Annotated in this window: 16 protein-coding genes and 1 tRNA gene; 9 read left to right on the top strand and 8 right to left on the bottom strand. The window is 48.4% G+C overall.

The genetic code is table 11. The features are described from left to right. From QUB56_RS22485 to QUB56_RS22475, 3 genes are all read left to right on the top strand, one after another. Positions 1-1383 (top strand): NB-ARC domain-containing protein, encoded by a 1383-nt coding sequence (locus QUB56_RS22485; RefSeq protein ID WP_332958260.1) that lies wholly within the window; start codon positions 1-3, stop codon positions 1381-1383. Positions 1384-1507: 124 nt separating this feature from the next. Continuing rightward, positions 1508-1849, top strand: a complete 342-nt coding sequence (locus QUB56_RS22480) for a DUF433 domain-containing protein (RefSeq protein ID WP_332958258.1) — start codon at positions 1508-1510, stop codon at positions 1847-1849. A gap of 3 nt (positions 1850-1852) precedes the next feature. Beyond that, positions 1853-2194, top strand: coding sequence for a DUF5615 family PIN-like protein (locus tag QUB56_RS22475; RefSeq protein ID WP_332958256.1), 342 nt, complete (start codon positions 1853-1855; stop codon positions 2192-2194). Position 2195: 1 nt separating this feature from the next. Here the strand turns inward: QUB56_RS22475 and QUB56_RS22470 are convergent, their stop codons facing one another. The 5 genes from QUB56_RS22470 to QUB56_RS22450 all read right to left on the bottom strand — a co-directional run bounded on the left by QUB56_RS22470 (position 2196) and on the right by QUB56_RS22450 (position 7557). Beyond that, positions 2196-2834 (bottom strand): type I restriction enzyme HsdR N-terminal domain-containing protein, encoded by a 639-nt coding sequence (locus tag QUB56_RS22470; RefSeq protein WP_332958254.1) that lies wholly within the window; start codon positions 2832-2834, stop codon positions 2196-2198. 228 nt (positions 2835-3062) lie between these two features. Further along, the gene (fba, locus tag QUB56_RS22465; RefSeq protein WP_332958252.1) at positions 3063-4142 is read right to left on the bottom strand and encodes a class II fructose-bisphosphate aldolase; all 1080 of its coding nucleotides are present in this window, start codon (positions 4140-4142) and stop codon (positions 3063-3065) included. Between the two features lie 193 nt (positions 4143-4335). After that, a tRNA-Lys gene (locus QUB56_RS22460) sits at positions 4336-4407 on the bottom strand. 67 nt (positions 4408-4474) lie between these two features. Next, positions 4475-5344 carry an aldose epimerase family protein gene (locus QUB56_RS22455; protein WP_445243386.1) on the bottom strand — a complete coding sequence of 290 codons (870 nt, stop codon included), beginning with the start codon at positions 5342-5344 and terminating at the stop codon, positions 4475-4477. A gap of 134 nt (positions 5345-5478) precedes the next feature. After that, on the bottom strand, positions 5479-7557 hold the full coding sequence (locus QUB56_RS22450) for a CapA family protein (protein ID WP_332958249.1): 2079 nt from the start codon (positions 7555-7557) through the stop codon (positions 5479-5481). A 516-nt stretch (positions 7558-8073) separates the two neighbouring features. Here QUB56_RS22450 and QUB56_RS22445 point away from each other — a divergent pair. Both QUB56_RS22445 and QUB56_RS22440 read left to right on the top strand, forming a co-directional pair. Beyond that, positions 8074-8292 carry a hypothetical protein gene (locus QUB56_RS22445; protein WP_332958247.1) on the top strand — a complete coding sequence of 73 codons (219 nt, stop codon included), beginning with the start codon at positions 8074-8076 and terminating at the stop codon, positions 8290-8292. Between the two features lie 189 nt (positions 8293-8481). Beyond that, on the top strand, positions 8482-8793 hold the full coding sequence (locus QUB56_RS22440; RefSeq protein WP_015177146.1) for a DUF6679 family protein: 312 nt from the start codon (positions 8482-8484) through the stop codon (positions 8791-8793). Positions 8794-9191: 398 nt separating this feature from the next. Here the strand turns inward: QUB56_RS22440 and QUB56_RS22435 are convergent, their stop codons facing one another. Next, on the bottom strand, positions 9192-9362 hold the full coding sequence (locus QUB56_RS22435) for a hypothetical protein (protein WP_332958242.1): 171 nt from the start codon (positions 9360-9362) through the stop codon (positions 9192-9194). A 254-nt stretch (positions 9363-9616) separates the two neighbouring features. Then, positions 9617-11239 (bottom strand): MBL fold metallo-hydrolase, encoded by a 1623-nt coding sequence (locus QUB56_RS22430; RefSeq protein WP_332958286.1) that lies wholly within the window; start codon positions 11237-11239, stop codon positions 9617-9619. A gap of 2202 nt (positions 11240-13441) precedes the next feature. Between QUB56_RS22430 and QUB56_RS22425 the strand changes: the two genes are divergently transcribed. Both QUB56_RS22425 and QUB56_RS22420 read left to right on the top strand, forming a co-directional pair. Further along, positions 13442-14644 carry a glycosyltransferase gene (locus QUB56_RS22425; protein WP_332958239.1) on the top strand — a complete coding sequence of 401 codons (1203 nt, stop codon included), beginning with the start codon at positions 13442-13444 and terminating at the stop codon, positions 14642-14644. A 191-nt stretch (positions 14645-14835) separates the two neighbouring features. Next, positions 14836-15552, top strand: coding sequence for a glycosyltransferase family A protein (locus tag QUB56_RS22420; RefSeq protein ID WP_332958284.1), 717 nt, complete (start codon positions 14836-14838; stop codon positions 15550-15552). Between the two features lie 138 nt (positions 15553-15690). Here QUB56_RS22420 and QUB56_RS22415 read toward each other — a convergent pair whose 3' ends face one another. Then, entirely contained in the window at positions 15691-15945 is a 255-nt protein-coding gene (locus tag QUB56_RS22415) for a hypothetical protein (protein ID WP_332958238.1), read from the bottom strand. Positions 15946-16143: 198 nt separating this feature from the next. Between QUB56_RS22415 and QUB56_RS22410 the strand changes: the two genes are divergently transcribed. After that, the gene (locus tag QUB56_RS22410; protein ID WP_332958237.1) at positions 16144-17334 is read left to right on the top strand and encodes a glycosyltransferase; all 1191 of its coding nucleotides are present in this window, start codon (positions 16144-16146) and stop codon (positions 17332-17334) included. A 277-nt stretch (positions 17335-17611) separates the two neighbouring features. Further along, the gene (locus QUB56_RS22405) at positions 17612-18928 is read left to right on the top strand and encodes a glycosyltransferase family 2 protein (protein ID WP_332958236.1); all 1317 of its coding nucleotides are present in this window, start codon (positions 17612-17614) and stop codon (positions 18926-18928) included. The last annotated feature ends 67 nt before the right edge of the window (positions 18929-18995 follow it).

Below are 18995 nucleotides of genomic sequence, written 5' to 3'. Positions count from 1 at the left end.
ATGAATCTTAAAGAAATGTTAAATGTCGCCGATCGCATAGTTTTCGAGAAAACAGGTCAGCACCTTGACGATTTACAAGCAGCGGTACTGCGGGGAACTCTACAACGCGAGACATACAAAGAAATAGCGAAAGACTTTGGCTGTTCTGAAAGTCGCATCAGGGAAATCGGATCGGAATTATGGCAGATCCTTTCACAGGAGTTAGGAGAAGATGTTAGTAAATCGAATGTTCGCTCAGCAATAGAGAGGTTACAAAACTCTAATGTTGTAAACTTTGCACAAGACGTTGTAGTGAGCGGTAGTTTTAACATCTGTGGAGAAGCTAGACACCCGCCAAATATCCCAAACTCACACCCACCAAATCAGGAAACAGCTAACCCAAAACAAACCAAAACTCTACATCAAGATTTAAGCGAAATGCCGGAGTTGGGTGATTTCTTCGATCGCCCCCTCGAACTCCACACCCTCACCACATGGATTTTACAACAACACAGCCGCCTCATAACCCTCACCGGCATCAGCGGTATCGGCAAAACCACCCTAGCAGTGCAACTCGTACAACAAATTAAAGACGAGTTTGAGTACGCAGTTTGGTACACACTAGACGAATTCCCCACCATAGAAAAATTTAAATCTAACCTAATACAGCTTTTTTCCCATTCCGAAAAACAAGATTTATCCCCAACCAACCAGAAACGCTTACCGCTGATTAAGTATTTACAAAACCATCGCTGTTTAATCGTCTTAGATGACGCTCACAACCTTTTATGTAGCGGCGAATTGGCAGGAAAATACAAACCTGAATGCGAAGAATATCGCTCTTTATTCAAACAAATAGAAAAATTATCCCATCAAAGCTGCTTGATGTTAATCGGTTGGGAACAACCGAGAGAAGTCACTCAACTTAAAAACCCAAATACTCCCATTCGTAGCTTACAACTCAAAGGTTTAGACATCGCCGCCGGACGGGAAATATTGAGAGATTATGGGTTAGAAGAAATCGACAACAGTGAAACACTCATTCATCGCTACCAAGGCAACCCCCTATGGTTAAAAAGCGTGGCGAATCTGATTCAAGACTTGGGAGGAGGCGTGACTGAGTTATTACCAAATGATACCATATTGTTGCCGGAAGATGTGAAAGATGTTTTACAGCAGCAGTTCGATCGCCTATCCGAACTAGAAAAACAAGTAATCTCCTTATTAGCGAAAGAAAGCCAGCCAATCAACCGGGCAAAATTGCTAGAAAATGAGATTATTCCGGCTTCAGATTTGCTAAATGCGCTGCAATCTCTATCGCGGCGCTGCTTGATAGAACAACAAGCAAATTTTTACACGATTTCACCTGTACTTAGGCAATATGCGATCGCCCAGGCGGTATAATCGATACAACCATTGCTGGAATTCTCGCGCTTCACCCCAATTACTAGGAGTGGCAATGGGCGATCGGGTAAATAGGGCGATCGGTTCGATAGAATGATCGGTAGTCGCAATTCCATTGTTTGTCATGACGCTGAAAGAATTAGAGCCTCAACTCCTGGCACTCTCTGACGAAGAAAAAGCTCAAGTCGTTCAACTCCTCACTCAAGGCAAAATCACTCCTTGGCGCGGTATTGAAAAAACGCCTGATGTCTGTGGCGGGAGTGCTTGTATTGCTGGAACTCGCATCACCGTTTGGGGACTTGTAGAAGCTCGTCGTATTGGCTATAGCGAAGCAGACTTACTCACAAGCTATCGATTGCTATCTGCTACTGATATTGCTAACGCTTGGGCCTATGCTGAAGCTTTCTCCGATGAAATTGAAACAGAAATTCGGGAAAACGATGAAGTGATGGACGAGGATTTGTAGCCGATGGCACGTCTCTATGCCGATGAGCAATACCCCTATCCTGTTGTAGAATTACTAAGAGCTTTAGGACACGATGTTTTGACTGTCCAAGAAGCAGGCAGAGCGAATCAAAAAATTCCTGACCCGGATGTTTTAGCTTTTGCTAGTAGCGAAAAACGTGCTGTCCTTACCGAAAACCGTAAAGATTTCTTTCGGTTGCACCGCATACAGCCAGATCATGCTGGTATTATTGCCTGTACGAACGATCGCAATTGGGAAGCACTGGCTAACCGCATCAACGCGGCTATTAAAGCAGAAGAATCTTTGCAAGGTAAACTGATTCGTGTTGTGCGCCCTTCACCGTAACTTAGACGGTAGTGATGCCTTGCCCTAAATGCTTCAAGACTTGAAAAGCCGATCGCAATTCACTTGGCACAGTATAAATCGAAAATGCCCGCGATAAGCCGTATTCGGGTGTAGGTTGAGCCCTGAGTTTCACAAACAACACATCATCGCCATTCGTCAACATACCAAATCTCGGTTTATCCAAATCAGGATTTGCCATCATGTACGCCAATGCTTGGGGTAATGCCGATCGCGTCGAAATCGTAGTCTTCTTACACTCCAAAACTATTACCCAAAGCTGATTCTGCAAAATCAAGATATCAATTCGTCCGCGGAGGGTTTCTTCCCCATCATCGATCGCAATTTCGATTGCAGCTTCAGCCTTCATCCTGAAAGGTGGATCGTAGAATCCCGCCAGTTCTAACAAAGGTGATGCCACCAGCAAAGTCACTGCCCCTTCTAACAATTCTCCATCGGCCCTATGATATAGCAATCTACGTCGTAGCGTATCCAAAGCAGTCTGTTCAGAATCGCTGGGACTTGGCAATTGGGCTTGCCACTCTGTAAAAAAAGCCTCATCCTCAGTTCTGCTCAAATTCAACCTTGATTCAGCCTCAGCAAGACTTTTAATAGCTTCTGTAACTGCAATAACCTTTGCCATTCGTTCACCTTTGATTCAAACGGTTCAATTTCCCAGCAAAATTAGCTTCATTGTAAGCAAAATAGACACTCCCGGGCCTAAAGGCGTGGGGATTCTTGCTTCACAGGAATTCCAACGAATTTACTTCTATGGGTTTCTGTCCAAAAACAAAAACCGGGCAACTTCAAAGCTACCCGGCAATCCTAACTTTAGACTTCAGACAAATCTACAATCTAAAACCTAAAATTCTTAAACAGCCACAGTCTTCTTAGCAGAAGAGCTCAATTCGCCCTTAGCATACTTAGCTGCAAAATCGTCCAAAGACACTTGCTTAATCTTTGTACCGTTACCAGCGCAACCAAAAGAGTTATAGCGATCGCTACAAACCTTCTGCATATACTTGATCGACGGCTTCAAGAAGTGGCGGGGGTCAAACTCATCGGGCTTCGCAAACAAAGCTTCGCGCACCGCAGCAGTAATCGCCAAACGGTTGTCAGTATCGATATTGATCTTGCGAACACCGCACTTGATGCCCTTTTGGATTTCTTCCACAGGTACGCCGTAGGTTTCGCGGATTTTGCCGCCGTTGTTGTTGATGATTTCCAGCAATTCTTGAGGTACAGAAGAAGAACCGTGCATTACCAAGTGAGTATTTGGCAAGCGGCGGTGAATTTCTTCAATGCGGCTGATTGCCAAAATTTCGCCAGTCGGCTTGCGAGTAAACTTGTAAGCGCCGTGAGAAGTGCCGATCGCGACTGCTAGAGCATCAACGCCGGTTTGCTCGACGAAATCAACAGCTTGTTCGGGATCTGTCAGCAACTGATCGTGAGAAAGCGCACCTTCAAAGCCGTGACCGTCTTCTGCTTCGCCCATTCCTGTTTCCAGAGAACCCAAACAACCCAGTTCACCTTCAACGCTAACGCCGATCGAATGAGCCACCTTCACCACTTCGCGAGTAACTTCAACGTTGTACTCGTAGCTGGCGGGAGTCTTAGCATCCGCTTCCAGAGAACCGTCCATCATCACGCTCGTGAAACCTTGGCGCATGGCAGAATAGCAAGTGCCGGGGGCATTGCCGTGGTCTTGGTGCATGGAAATGGGAATGTGAGGATAGGTTTCAACTGCTGCCAAAATCAAGTGGCGCAGGAAATTTTCGCCAGCGTAGGAGCGAGCGCCGCGAGAAGCTTGCAGAATCACAGGGCTGTTGGTTTCGTCAGCAGCGCGCATGATCGCTTGGATTTGCTCCATGTTGTTGACGTTGTAAGCCGGTAAGCCGTAACCATTTTCAGCCGCGTGGTCGAGCAGCAATCGCATAGGTACAAGCGCCATAGATATTCCTCCTAATTATTTGTGATTTTTGGGCAGTGAATTTTGGACAAGCTCAATTCTTACGATAATATTAAGACAATTTGCCACCGATCGCGCACTATCTTTCCAGATTTACTTAAAAGTTCAACAAACAAAATTTTGAGTTCCGAGCATTCCACTCAAAACTCAAAATTTTTCACTCACTAATTTTTTATGGGTCGCCCGGGATTTGAACCCGAGACCAATCGGTTAAAAGCCGAATGCTCTACCGCTGAGCTAGCGACCCGCGAAAACATTGTTACCGCACACAATTTCTAATAGTAGCACCCCTGATGTGAAATAGCAAGTGTTTTTTAAAAAAAAGTTGCACTCAGGCGAATCAGCATCTCGCAAGTCGCTCCCGGCTGCAAATAAATCAAGTGTTCGCCAGTGTTGAGCGCATTTCTAGGAGCCGTCCAAGGCTCCAAACAGTAAAAATCCTTGCCCTTCACCATCCAGAAAACCAACTTCCCATAGCTGGAGTTGTAACTGAGTGTGAGCCGCAAGTTCTGGGCCGAGTCAGTGACAGTAGCAGCAAGACCAGTGAGCTCGTCAAAGGAAACATCAATTTCATCCAGCGTCGGGTCAAAAACCCCGGTGAAGTAACCCTTGGTGTGGGTGTTCTGATCTCTGTACTGCATCCCGGGAATCTCAAACCGGAGCTTAGATTTGTCCCTCGCCAAAAAGTAGGGGTGGAAACCACTAGAAAAAGGCATGGGTTCGTCAGACAGATTGGTGTATCGCTGAAAAATTTCCAAAGAATTGCCTTTAATCTGATAAGTAAAGGCTAGTTGGAAATCAAACGGATAAACAGCCAGCGTCTTGTCGCTGCTGTCGAGAATCAGGGTCAGAGCGGCGCAACCCTCCGTAACTGGTTCGCCGATTCTCCAAGGCAAGTCTCGCGCAAAGCCGTGCTGTTTGAGCTTATGCTGCACTCCCTTGTGGGTGTAAGTATTGTCAGGAAGATTGCTGCAGATAGGAAACAGGATGGGTATCCCGCCGCGTACTGTCAGATCGGGATTGGCGAACCGTTCCGCGTCCAAGTAGAAGATTTCTTTGCCTTCAACCAGCCAGCTAGTGGCAATACCGCCCCGTTCCGGCACAACTTCTAGAGCAGAGTTAGCGGTTTCGTCGGAGAGGATATAGGTTTTGTACTGCTTTTGCTTGAGCGTGATCGCAAACACATTTGTCATCGGTAGTAGGTCATTGATCATTGGTTGTCAGTAAATTGGTCGTTAATAATTGGTCGCTGCTATGTTGATGTTCACCCATTACCGCCCCTATCCTCCCCCTGAATCCTCGCTCCGGCCCCCATTGGCTAACTAATGCTCCCAGCTATAGGAGGCAGGGCGATCCGCGGCCCGGAGCGGTCGCTGCTTGTACCTGGAACGATCGTGGAGGTCCGCTGCTCTTTGAGTGCCACTTCAAAAGATACAGCCCGAGTGGGGGGAATATAGCTTTGGGGACTCGGCACTGCTCCTTGACTGGGAGATGGGGGCGAAATAAACGGTTCTTTGATGAATGGCTCTTTCGTAAACGGATCTGCTTCCCCGCTGGGATTTTGAGGTTGAGTACGGTAGATGCGCGGCGGCAAATTTAGATTCGGAGGCGGGTTTGACTCAATTGCAGGTCCCGCCCCGTTCGGGAAAAATGAGGAGTTGTCCGGCTGTTTGGGCGCAGGTGGCAAAGCCGGCAAAATCAAAGTTGGTTTGGTTTGTCCGGGGCCTTGCACATTGCTTTCACCGTCGCTGGCCCCGGAACCGGATCCTGGCCCTCGGGTACCGCTCTTTGCTGCTCCTGGCAATGGAGAATAAGGAGTTTTTGGTGCCGTTCCTAGGTTGAGTGGGGCTTCGAGAACTACAGAAGATCGCATCGGCCGATCGAAAATACTAGAAATTTGCTCAACGTGTTTGAGGATGCGATCTGCAGCGGCTCCCTTCACCACCTTCGGCTGAAACTTTTTCACCTCCACAGGCAGAAACTCTACCTTCATATTCCTGTCTTTGAGCGATACTTTCAGGACTGCGGTATCGTAATCACGGAGAGCATTCCCGCCGAATATAAAATTACCCAGCGAGTAAACTATCGGGCGGCCTTTGTAAATTTCTGCACCTTGCAGGACCTGGGGGTGGTGTCCCACTACCAAATCTGCTCCTTGGTCGATCGTGAACCGAGCCAAATCAATCTGCCAGTCCCCCGGATAATCTGCCAATTCCACTCCCCAGTGGTAATTAACAATAATCCAGTCTACCTGACCCCTGAGAGCTCGAATATCCTCTGCCACGCGATTGTTGCGGCGGGGGTTAATGCCCGCTTTCCCTTGGTCGGCGGCGTGAAGGTCGGCATCGTAATAACCGAGGTAGGCGATCCGCTGACCCTTAACCTCAATAATATCTGGACGCCTCGCTTCTTTTATATCTCGGCCGGCTCCCTGGTGTTGAATCCCACTATTATCTAGAGTATTCATAGTCTCCACCAGCCCCGGTTCCGCGTAATCCATAGCGTGGCTATTTGCCAGATTGACAATATCCACTCCTCCTGCTGTTAATACTTTCACCGATTCTGGATCGGCTTTAAAATTTAATTGTTTTTTGCCAGAGCCCAATTTAGAGCGAGTCAGGGGGTTTTCTAGGTTAACCATCGCCACATCTGCTTGCCGGTACTCGTCCATATTGGCAAAAGCCCAATGGTAATCGTTGCCCGCAGATGCTCCGAGCGCATCCGATAGATTCACATTTCCTCCGAACATCAGCGTTACGGTTGGGTCGTAAGGATTAGCAACTTGCTTTTGCTGTACTACTGGTACCACTTCTAAGGCCGCTTGTACCGTATCCGCACGTTTGGCAGGCGGCCCCGAAATTACCGCAGCTTGCTGGTACCCGGATACTGGGGATACTAACCGCAGGGTCAGAGCTTCGTGGTAGCTCACCCAACACCCTAAAATAAATGAGGCAAGCGCCGATCCTACTAGCAGCAGAGAACGATACGTTTTAAATTTAACCCAATCGACGACCAGTAGGGAACGGTAACGCCGCCGCTGGCGGTTTGCCGGAGTGACTATTCGCACTGACTGTTTCCAGAGAATGTCGGGTTCCCCAGCCAAGCGCGCGTGAATTCGCACCCCTTCTACTGCTGGCGAGTTGAGTCTCCAGAGTTGGTGGCAAATAAACTTGACTAAGCCTTCCCGGAGAGTGCTCCCCAGTAATCTAGTATCTGGCGCAAATTCGCGCTGAAATTCTACGAGGATTTGGACGCAGCCAGCCTGAGCCTGTTCGACGCGGGCATAAATCCCTTCGGGTCGCAGCAAGCTGTCAATCCAGTAATTCAGGGCTTGAAAGTTGCCCGATCGCGCTAGCTCCAAGATAGACGGCTGCGACCAATTTTCTGCGTACACCATCAATTAGCCTCCTTAATACGCACTCGCGATGACTCCAATTTATTTTGAACGGAACCGCAATTCTTTTAGCTTAACCGCCACAGGTTCCGCTGCCCGTTTTGAAGCTAGTTGTTGGCCGCCACCATTTTCTACATTTAGTCGCTGCCTACTGTCAGTGATTTTTATCACACTCTGGTCAATCAATTTTAAATTTTAGATTTTAGATTTTAGATTGAGTTCACAGGGGATAGTGGGGGCTAGAACCAACTTCGAAACAAGAGGTTTCTGAGGGACTTGAGGCACAAGAGAGCGAGATTTCTGAGGCAGAGTCTGTTTTTATTGTCGCTGTTTGAGTGTCGCTTTGGGCTTTGAGATTTGAGATTTGAGATTTGAGATTGAGTCAAGAGAGGTTATTGGGCTAGAACCAAGGTCGAAACAAGAGGTTTCTGGGGGACTTGAGCCAGAAAAGAGCGAGATTTCTGAGGCAGAGTCTGTTTTTATGGTCACTGTTTGAGTGTGGCGAAAGGAGCTTTCGCTTTGAGATTTGAGATTGGGTCAAGAGAGGTTATTGGGCTAGAACCAAGGTCGAAACAAGAGGTTTCTGGGGGACTTGAGCCAGAAAAGAGCGAGATTTCTGAGGCAGAGTCTGTTTTTATTGTGGCTGTTAATCGCGATCGCCAAAGGAAAGTTCTAATGCTCGGATCTATGCTGGCAAATGCCTCCCGCGAGGGATGCCACTGGTTGCAAAATCTGTAATTAGATAAATGGCGTACTAGATAGATTTGGTGGTAAAATGAAATTTGGTAACTCCCATCGGTACCAAAGTTTCGGAAAACGTGAAAATGGCCCGTCCATACGGCTGTGCCTTCCGATGTAAAACCCAAAGTACGTTACGGTAAACAGGCTATATTTTAAGCAACTTAAACTGCGCAGGAGAACTGACAAATGCTACAGCGCAAAATCTATCAACTCTGTTGTGATGGTCGTGAGGTTTCTATTTTTCTTCGAGATCAGCAACGTTGGATAGAGCGCGCTCGTATCCTAGATATTGAAGGGGATCTAGTCACGCTGCGCTACGAAACCGACGAAGAAGACGAAATCAGCTCCTGGGAAGAAATGGTGCGTCTCGAAAGTATTGGATCTGTGTCCCAGAAGTTGGCTTCGGTGTCCCGAACTAACTGCGAACCCCTAGTTTCTGACGATTGTCCCGAAGCCGAACAAATTCGCAATCACTACCCCGACTCGAATTTGGAATAGTTTTGAGCTCGCGCTTGAGGCACCAGGAAGACTTGGGGGAAAAGAAAACGACTTTTCTCCCTTTTTTTGTGGAGGAATTATGCAAAAAACCCCGTTTAGGCCAAAAATATTTTGGGTTGGGAGCAAATAAGCTATTTTGCCTTGAAATTTAAGCTTGATGGCGGGATCTCCTGCCCACCCCACAAGAGCGTAAGTACACAGTAGTTTAAAAATTCAATGGGCGACAGCTTACCACTGCGTGACCTCGTGCCAACGCTGACTCTACGAGTACAGCGCGGGCGCACCCTGGTGAGCTCTTGGATATTCCTGCCCCACGGCACTTATCTAGGGCTTGCTGAATAAGTAAGGGAAAATCCCGATCGGGATTGACCATCTATTCAAGCTGAGGGGAACACAAGTTAAGCTTGTCTGAGATTTACTAAATTATAACTTTTGGTAATCACAAACCCGTCAACAGGTGTTGTTTTCGGTTCTTGGCAAAAAACGACACAAAAAACCTGTCTCAGCCAGGTAGAAAGATTCACGATCGAAAAAGTTTGGGCAATAGCAGCATAAGTCGAGTTTACCACAATAGGTTACTGATGGTAAAGGGTTGTTTTACTAAGTAATTGGCTGTTTATTCCATCGAGAGAGAACCTCGCGCCCTCGCCCATAGGTCAGGGGAGTGTCGTCAACAAACCTGCTTTTATCCCGAGGCTCATCCTCGATCCGATCGAGCGCGGGACGAACCGCTAGGAAGTTAAAAGGGGTTTTTTGTCTGGGTGGATCCAGGAGTGTTTTTTGTTTTCTTTGCCTGCGGGTTAGTTTCGAGGTGCCCGACAGCTTATTCGCCGTCTGTTTCCTCATCTAGGAAAAGTTCGGACTCGGGTATCGCTTTAAACACCGGACAGTAACCGTCGGGGGTAACTTTAAAGCCAAACAAAGCAGATAATTGGTTCCAGCAGCGCTGGCCGCGGTAGTGCTGGCAATTGCCGCAGCATTCGAGGTTGGCCTGAACGGCGCTGCTTTGAAAAAGCAGTTCCCGCTGGGAGATGCCGCGCACTACCAGTTCTTCGCCTTGCCACCGCGCTTCTACCAAACCGGTATCGGCAAAATTAGCCCACCGAGGATCGGCTGTAATCGGACTCGGTAAGCTAATTGCTACCTCTTTCCCCAATTCGCTGAGTTCTCCCTCATAGTTAGTTTCCGGGATAGCGGGCTGCAAAAACATTTCGCCGATCGGCAGTTCTACAAGTGTTCCGGCCGCCGGAGTGTGCAACTGGTAGCGGTTTCGCAGCTCGTCCAAGTTAGCCAAGTCAGCCAAATATGCAGGGGAACCGTGGATCAAAATTACGTGCTGGGGACGCAAATTGTGGATGAGCTGGGTAGTCCCCGGACCGTCGCAGTGTTCGGGTAGCAGATAAGTTTCGACGCTTCTGACTCCAGATTCTGGCCAGTTGCTGAGGGGATATCCGGGTTTTTGAGGTGCGAGCAAAATCCAAGGATTTGTGCTTTCGCCAACATACAAAGCCAAATCAGCAAACTTGTCTGTAATTACAATACACGGCGTGGAACTCAATCCGGGGCGCCCTTCGGCAGACAACCGGCGGACGCGGGGTTTCACCCTTTCGTCCCAAAACAAAGGTTGGTGCAGAGCAAAATTTTGGACCGCGGTGGGAAATTGGGGCAGCAGTTCCAGATAAGCGTCGCACCCGTCGGCGACAGTGCCGTCCACCCAAATATCCAAGTCGCGGCCAGTAAAGTAGTGGTGACTGCGGAGCAGCATCAGCAGTTCTTGACCCAAACCCAGGGCCGGCGCGGGCAGCAGTACCGAGTACCCGTCGGCGATGGCGCGGTGGATGCGATCGGCTAACTGATTTTCCAGTTGTCGGCGGTGAGGGTGGCGCGCCGTGCCGTAACTTCCTTCCAAAATTAACACATCCGGCTTCATGCCCCTGAGTTCTCCCAAGGGCAAACCTTCCACCAAACGAGAATTGGACAGGAAAAAGTCGCCGGTGTACACCAGGGTGTAGGTGCGGTGGGGGGCGGCATAAGTCAGCAGCACAGTAGCCGCTCCGGGCAAATGGCCCGACGGGAATAACTGCACGCTCAATCCCGGGCGCAGTTCGATCGGCGACTGCCAGGGCAGTGCCTGACAGAACCTGGTTTCTGGCTGCTGAGACCGTCCCGGCCAGTTGAGTGGTAGCAGTCGCGCTGTCACTTCGCTGGCGTAAATTGGCAGGTGGGGGAAAGATTGATGGAGTGCTAGCAAACCTCTGGCGTGGTCGGAGTGGGCGTGGCTGCAGACCACGAAATCGGCAGGCAGCGATCGATTTAGTGTCGCTGACAGGGGTGCAATATCCTCTACACCGCAGTCTAGTAAAATGCGGTGCGGCCCCATTCGGACTAGCAGACAGACCCCTTCCTGTGCGTGGCCTGCGCCGTAAGGTAAACAATCGAGATCCATCACTGCGGTTAGCTCCCTGCTTTGCACGCAACTTGCAGTATCGCCACATTTAAACATTGGTTGCGACTGCATTCATTCGATCGAGTTCAGTCCCGGACGCAGAAACCGGGGAAAGATGGACGAAAACACTTTGTTGCCGCCCTCGCTCCTGGTAAAAAAACCCGGTTTATCAAAGTTTTGGTGCGTAAGCCCTGGAGTTAAATGTTTGCTCGAAGGCTCCGGCTCCCGTGCAACGAAAGTAATTATACTTAAGATTTGATGCAGCGCCTGGAAAGCGATTTTCCGAAGGCATTGGCCGCTCCGGGCATTCGGCCTTCGACAAAGTTCATGCTACTGGTTCTGGCATCAAAAGTTACATTTTATTGCACCATGTAAGAGCAGCGAACTCGATCTCATATTCTGAGTTTTAAACCTTTTTCCACAATTTGTGCCTGCTAAAAGCTAGTCTTTTTTATGAGAAGATTTTAATTCAGATGCCCCAAGATCTTGATAAAACTTTACAAATCTTCATTTTTAGGGTATTGAGGGCGGTGTATAGTCCCATCTGAAAAACTTGGAAAACCACAATCGTGCTAGCTCACTGCTTTTGTCAGGGCAGAGAGAGACTTTATGAGTTTGAGCGGTTTCTTTGTAAAAGTTTGATACATTCTTCTCAGCAAACCTTGTGGCTATCCGGGAGTGAGTTTAAATGGCTTTTTGACGTCGCCGAAAAACGGATACAAGTTTTCCACAGGACTCGCCAGCCGCCCAAAGTTTTAGACTGTTGTTCAAGCTCCCAGATTCATCTGTGGAGTAAATGTCAAATAGTTCGACGGCTCGGGCTCGCCGAACTTCTGAGCGCGGCTCGACGTTTCGCCCAACGCCTCACCCCCGTCTCACGGCCCCCTCTCAAACCTCACATCTAAAATCGACTGACTGCCCCATAATAGGTTTGTTTACTCGGCTCATTGACGAGGAACACGATGCGTTCTTTTGTTTTACCCCAAACATAGCCACATCAATCCCCGGACCATACATGATATTCATGCTGTAAAAATACCACTAACTTGCCAGAAGTAATCTCAGCTCGATGAATGTCCAACCAGTCTGTAATCTCCTATTTTCTTTTGAGCATTGCTGGGTCTTATTTAGGGTTGCGTTTTTATTTTTTTTTTTTTCACCTAATCCGTGCCTGGTTAAACAGTGTGTAATAGCTCTGTTTGGAGTCAAACATCACATCCTAGTTCTCGAATATGTATCCTTGCTGTTCTGCAAGATTCCTGTTTTTTGACGGCAGCCAGCAAATGACTGCTGCGCTTTGCGCAAATTCTAGATAACCGACTGACCCTGGTCGCTCTGCCAGTTTTAACCTAGATATACCAGTAGTTTATAGAGTTTAGTCTCCCTTGCCAATGAACCCGGGACTGACTTCTAGAACCTCCTGAATATCTCGGTGTTTATAGCCTTTGAGAAACATTTGAACTCAAGAAGCTCGCTTCACTTCACGTGGGTATGGATTGGACTAGCTCAATTCTTTGAGGTCGGTTAACTAAGTAGGTACAAATAACCATAATGTGGAGCGAGCGGGTGAGAGCACGAATAAAGTGGCTTGTATAGGAGTGATTCTTAGCTAAAGGGGCCCCTACTTAAGCCGACAAGATATTATTGTTTTTTGTGCCGTATATATTTACCATTTGGCTTTATTATAAAAAAAGAGTATTTCAGGGGCTGGCTCTATATTCTCACAAATGGCTTGGGATTACTAGAGAACTACTAGGGGCGAAAGTTAGAAGGGCGAGAGTGTTGAATTGTTGGGTATGTTGTAGAGAATAGTACCCGATCGCCATTCAAGCTAAAATGACGAGCGATCGCACAAACCGGGTTTTCTCAAAAAATCGGGTTTTTAGATGTGGCATTAATGGCGAGGCCCGGTGACGACAGAGTGCCAATAACACCTGCAATTGACACAAGCCTCGACGCTCGCTCTTTGTCGGCGGTAAAAATTCGGTTGTAAAAAAACTTGACATCAGCGGGTCATTGATAGCAAAAATAAATAAAAGCAATAACAAAAATGAGGCGAGATTTTTGATGCGCGGGCGCTCGGCAAGTATGGGATTGAGAAGTTGCTATCCCCTAAAACTATGTCGGCTAAAATACCTCCGTTAATATACGGATTATCGAGAATTTTTTCGTAATCTAAAATATTCAAATATAAAATCTAAAATGGCAACAGCTATTCTTGACCTGGAACTCTCCGAACTCCCGCCCGAAATTAGGGTTGAGGAGCGTTACAGCAAAGCCTTGATTTTAATTCGGCTGGACGGAAAACCGCTCGGTCAAGCTCTTTTGCCCGTAGTCGGAGGTCGCATTGGTGGTGACCAATTACAGGAAACACTAAGGAATGCTGCTGGTGACAACTTGTGGAAAAGCTGGCTCTACGACATTCTAGAATGGGATGAGCGGGGGCCGGTGGAGGCAATGCCTCTGGCCACAGTAGCGGTTTCTACGCGCGATCGACCCGAAGATTTGCGGCGCACTCTTGAAGCGTTTATGCGGCTGCCCGACGACGGTCAGGAATACTTAGTAATTGACAATTGTCCCGCCACGGACGCTACCAAGGAATTGGTCAAAAATTACCCAAAAGTCCGCTATGTGCGCGAAGACGTACCGGGATCGAGCGCTGCCCGCAACCGAGCTTTACGCGAAGCTAAACACGAATTCGTAGCCTTTACAGATGACGATGCGGCCCCGGATCCGAACTGGCTGCGATCGCTGTTGCGCAATTTCACAGATCCTCGAGTTATATGCGTTACGGGGCTGGTGATGCCCTTGGAACTGGAAACCGAAGCGCAAGAATGGTTCGAGTGCTACAGCCCCCACGGGCGGGGCTTCGAGCGCCGAATTTTTGACGGGGCGCACTGCAACCCGCTGATAGTCTATCCAGTGGGGGTTTCGGCGAACATGGCTTTGCGCAAAAGTTCGATCGACTTTATCGGCTTGTTTGACGAGGCTTTGGGGGCGGGAACGCCCGCTGTCGGTGGCGAAGACTGCGAACTGTTTGCCCGCATTTTGCGCTCGGGCTACCGAATTGTCTACGATCCTAGAGCCTTGAGCTGGCACCGCCATCGGCGCACTTGGGAAGAATTGCAAAAAATTCTCCAAGGCTACGGAATCGCAGTCTATGCTTTCTGGACGCGGATATTTGTGGTCAACAGAGAATTCAGTGTGCCTCTCTTAGCTTGGGGATGGCTGCGCTATAAGCAAATTCCTGAATTATTTGCTTCTTTGCGAAAGCAACCGGGCTGTATTCCTAGTAATTTACTTTTAGCTCAACTGCGGGGTTGCTGCTTCGGGCCGATGGCTTATTTTTCTTCTCGCAAGTGGTTGCAGGAAGTTAAAGGGGAAGTCAATCGATTTGAGATTTGAGATTTGAGATTTACTCCACAACTGAATCTGGGAAATTAAACTAAGGTCTAAGTTCTTTGGATTAGTCAAGAGTCATTAGTCAGGAGGAAGAGGGAAGCCGGCAACGGATTGTGTAATGGATTTAAGGGATTTAACAGGTGGATATTGAGGGAACTGGAAAGAAGTAAGAGTGTTGAAAATTTTAATCAGCAATTATAAATTTCCAAATACCCAATACCAATTACCAATTACCAATTACTAATTACCAATCTAATAGGAACAGGGAAAATCCAACAGTTAGCATAATTATTCCCAGCCACAATCGAAGTTCTTCGCTGCGTCGCGGTCTTGATGCTTTGCACTCGCAGACTTATTCCCTCGACCCGATCGAAGTCATTGTAGTGGCAGATAGCTGCATAAACGATACTTTGGCAATTTTACAAGACTACAAAGCTCCGTTTAAACAGCAGGCGATCGACGTAAATTGCCGGAGCGCTGCCATAGCCCGCAATACCGGAGCGGCTTCGGCTATCGGGCAATTGCTGCTGTTTCTCGACGACGATATCGAAGCGCTGCCGCCTTTGGTGGAAAGCCACGCGCAGGTTTACCGAGAGCGTCCGGGCTCGGCTGTTATGGATCCCGATCGCGTTTTTGTGGCCGACGGTTGTGGATGGGCTGGCTGTGTCCGCGAGGAAATCCCTGGATTTGCTCGAAAGCTTGGGATGCGGGTTTCTTGGCGGTGGTTGCGGGCAAAATTGCGCGGTTATTGGTCTTTGCGGGGTGTAATTGATGAGCTCCAAAGTCGATCGGCAATTTCTAGTTTTATGAAAGGAGGCCCGGTTCCTGCTGATTTGGGCTATCGGGAAAATGTGCGTCAGGCGGGTGAGATCACTAATAAAGTGGCTTGTATAGGAGTGATTCTTAGCTAAAGGAGCCCCTACTTGACCCTACAAGATATTATTGTTTTTTGTGCCGTTATATTTAGCATTTGGCTTTATTATAAAAAAAGAGTATTTCAGGGGCTGGATCTATATTCTCACAAATGGCTTGGGATTGCTAGAGAACTACTAGGAGTGAAAGTTAGAAGGGCGAGAGTGTTGAATTGTTGGGTATGTTTTCCTTGAATAGTACGCGATCGCAATTAAAGCTAAAATGAGGAGCGATCGCACAAACCTGGTTTTCTCAAAAAATCGGGTTTTTAGATGTGACATTAATGGCGAAGCCCGGTGGCGGCAGAGTGCCAATAACACCTGCAATTGACACAAGCCTCGACGATCGCTCTTTGTCGGCGGTAAAAATTCGCTTGTAAAAAAACTTGACATCAGTAGGTCATTGAAAGTAAAAATAAATAAAAGCAATAACAAAAATGAGGCTTGATTTTTGATTCGCGAGCGGCAATCGTCAAGTATGGCATTGAGAAGTTGCTATCCCCTAAAACAATTTCGGCTAAAATACATCCGGTAATGTACGGAGTATTTAGGCTTTTTTCGGCATCTACAATCTCAAATCAAAAATCTAAAATGGCAACAGCTATTCTTGACCTGGAAATCTCCAAACTCCCGCCCGAAATTAGGGTTGAGGAGCGTTACAGCAAAGCCTTGATTTTAATTCGACTGCACGGAAAACCGCTCGGTCAAGCTCTTTTGCCCGTAGTCGGAGGTCGCATTGGCGGTGACGAATTACGGGAAAAACTTATGGATGCTGCTGGTGACAACTTGTGGAAAAACTGGCTCTACGACACTCTAGAATGGGATGAGCGGGGGCCGGTGGAGGCAATGCCTCTGGCCACAGTAGCAGTGTGCACCCACGATCGACCGGAAGATTTGCGACGCTGTCTCGACGCGCTGATGCTGCTGCCAGATGACGGTCAGGAATACTTAGTAATTGACAATTGGCCCCTCACGGACGCTACCAAGGAACTGGTCAAAAATTACCCAAAAGTCCGCTATGTGCGCGAAGACGTAGTGGGCGAGAGCGCCGCCCGCAACCGAGCTTTACGCGAAGCTAAACACGAATTCGTAGCCTTTACAGATGACGATGCGGCCCCAGATCCGAACTGGCTGCGATCGCTGCTGCGCAATTTCACAGATCCGCGAGTTATGTGTGTCACGGGGCTAGTGATGCCCCTAGAACTGGAAACCGAAGCGCAAGAATTGTTTGAGGGCTACTGCCCCTACGGGCAGGGCTTCGAGCGCCGAGTTTTTGACGGGGCGTCCTGCAATCCGCTGATTGTAGATCCACTGGGGGTTTCGGCGAGTATGGCTTTGCGGAAAAGTTTGATCGACTGCATCGGGCTGTTTGACGAAGCTTTGGGCGTGGGTACGCCCGCTAAGGCCGGTTCAGACTGCGAAATGTTTGCCCGCATTTTGCGCTCGGGCTACCGCATGGTCTACGAACCGAGGGCCTTGAGTTGGCACCGCCACCGGCGCACCTGGGAAGAACTGCGCAACTTGCTCAAATGCTACGGAATCGGAGTCTATGCTTTCTGGACGCGGATGATTCTGGTTAACAGAGAATTCAGTGTCCCTCTCTTAGCTTGGCAATGGCTGCGGTACAAGCAAATTCCTGAATTATTTGCTTCTTTGCGAAAGCAACCGGGCTGTATTCCTAGTTATTTACTTTTGGCTCAAATGCAGGGGTGTGTTAGCGGGCCGATGGCTTATTTTTCTTCTCGCAAGCGCTTGCAGGAAGTTAAAGGGGAAGTCAATTAATTTGAGATTTGAGATTTGAGATTTACTCCACAACTGAATCTGGGAAATTAAACTAAGGTCTAAGTTTTTTGGATGAGTTAGGAGTCATAAGTCAGGAGGAAGAGGGAAGCCCGGCAACGGATTGTGTAATGGATTTAAGGGATTTAATGGATAGGGAGGGGACGGGGAAAAAGTAAGAGTGTTGGAAATTTTAATCACCAATTATAACTCCCCAAAAACCCATTACCAAAGACAAAATACCAAAGACAAAAGACAAAATACCAATTACCAATCTAATATGAGTAGAGAAAATCAAACAGTTAGCATAATTATTCCGACCCACAATCGAAGTTCTTCGCTGCGGCGCGCTCTTGATGCTTTGCACTCGCAGACTTATCCCCTCGACCTGATGGAAGTTATTGTAGTGGCAGATAGCTGCATAGACGATACTTTGGCAATGTTACAAGACTACAAAGCTCCGTTTAAACACCAGGCGATCGAGGTAAATTGCCGGAGCGCGGCCATGGCCCGCAATACCGGAGCGGCTTCGGCTACCGGGCAATTGCTGCTGTTTCTCGACGACGATATCGAAGCGCTGCCGCCTTTGGTGGAAAGCCACGCGCGGGTTCACCGAGAGCGTCCGGGTTCGGCTGTTATGGGTCCCTATCCGCCTAAGTTGCAGGGAGGAACTAAATTTTTTGACGTGGAAGTGCGCTCGTGGTGGGAAGACAAGTTTTATCAGATGAGTCGCTCGGATCACCGATTTACTTATCAAGATTTGCTCAGCGGCAATCTTTCTCTGGATGCAGAACTGTTTGCTCGTCTCGAAGGCTTTGATTCGGCTTTCGGCAACTGCGGCGGGGAAGATTATGAGTTTGGGCTGCGGTTGCTCAAAGCTGATGTGTCTTTGGTTCTGGCTCCTGAAGCACTGGCTTATCATTACGAACACGAAACTAACAATCTCGATCGCTCTTTCCGGCGCTGTCGTCAGGAAGGGCGCTCGGATGTTTTGATCGGGCGCCGACACCCGGAACTGAGACCGACGCTGCACATAAAAGACTACGAAACTCCTTATTTCTTGGTAGACAAGATTTTGGTGGCGATCGCGTTTTTGTGGCCGACGGTTGTGGATGGGCTGGCTGTGTCCGCGAGGAAATCCCTGGATTTGCTCGAAAGCTTGGGGATGCGGGGAACTTGGCGGTGGTTGCGGGCCAAATTGCGCGGTTATTGGTATTTGCGGGGTGTCATTGATGAGCTCAAAAGCCGATCGGCAATTTCTAGTTTTATGCAAGGAGGCCCGGCCCGTGCTGATTTGGGGGGACATGAAATTAACATCGATTTGCAGCAAGGTTGGGAAGCGGCAGAAAGGCTGCTGGACGCGGAACGACCGGCTGGGGTTTACCTGTATTACGGCCAACTGACAGTCGGCCACATTTTTCCGCAAGTGGGCATGGAACCGCTGCGGGGCGCTCACTTGCGCTCGATTCTGGCGCTTCACTATGCCGAACCCCTGGCTCGGGCGATCGGGGTTAACGGTATGCCCCGCACTGCTGAAAGGATTGAGGAAAAGCCTTTAGTGGCTGTTGAAAGTTATGAGTTAGCAATTAATGACTAAGTAGGTAGGTGCAAATAAACATTACAGGGGTCTGGCGGGTGAGTGCATTCATCTTCTCGCTTACAGC

This window comes from Microcoleus sp. AR_TQ3_B6 (assembly GCF_036702785.1).
In the GTDB taxonomy this organism is placed as follows: Bacteria; Cyanobacteriota; Cyanobacteriia; order Cyanobacteriales; family Microcoleaceae; genus Microcoleus.
The sequence above is the reverse complement of the archived record's forward strand: the minus strand, read 5'-3'. Positions and strand labels throughout refer to the sequence as shown.

Bases quoted from the DNA above. Each gene is read 5' to 3' on its own strand.
- QUB56_RS22480 (WP_332958258.1), top strand. From the start codon at position 1,508: ATGACGCTGAAAGAATTAGAGCCTCAACTCCTGGCACTCTCTGACGAA.
- QUB56_RS22450 (WP_332958249.1), bottom strand. From the start codon at position 7,557: ATGGTGTACGCAGAAAATTGGTCGCAGCCGTCTATCTTGGAGCTAGCG.
- QUB56_RS22470 (WP_332958254.1), bottom strand. From the start codon at position 2,834: ATGGCAAAGGTTATTGCAGTTACAGAAGCTATTAAAAGTCTTGCTGAG.
- QUB56_RS22410 (WP_332958237.1), top strand. From the start codon at position 16,144: ATGGCAACAGCTATTCTTGACCTGGAAATCTCCAAACTCCCGCCCGAA.
- QUB56_RS22405 (WP_332958236.1), top strand. From the start codon at position 17,612: ATGAGTAGAGAAAATCAAACAGTTAGCATAATTATTCCGACCCACAAT.
- QUB56_RS22475 (WP_332958256.1), top strand. From the start codon at position 1,853: ATGGCACGTCTCTATGCCGATGAGCAATACCCCTATCCTGTTGTAGAA.
- QUB56_RS22415 (WP_332958238.1), bottom strand. From the start codon at position 15,945: ATGTCAAGTTTTTTTACAAGCGAATTTTTACCGCCGACAAAGAGCGAT.
- fba (WP_332958252.1), bottom strand. From the start codon at position 4,142: ATGGCGCTTGTACCTATGCGATTGCTGCTCGACCACGCGGCTGAAAAT.
- QUB56_RS22425 (WP_332958239.1), top strand. From the start codon at position 13,442: ATGGCAACAGCTATTCTTGACCTGGAACTCTCCGAACTCCCGCCCGAA.
- QUB56_RS22485 (WP_332958260.1), top strand. From the start codon at position 1: ATGAATCTTAAAGAAATGTTAAATGTCGCCGATCGCATAGTTTTCGAG.
- QUB56_RS22440 (WP_015177146.1), top strand. From the start codon at position 8,482: ATGCTACAGCGCAAAATCTATCAACTCTGTTGTGATGGTCGTGAGGTT.
- QUB56_RS22430 (WP_332958286.1), bottom strand. From the start codon at position 11,239: ATGGATCTCGATTGTTTACCTTACGGCGCAGGCCACGCACAGGAAGGG.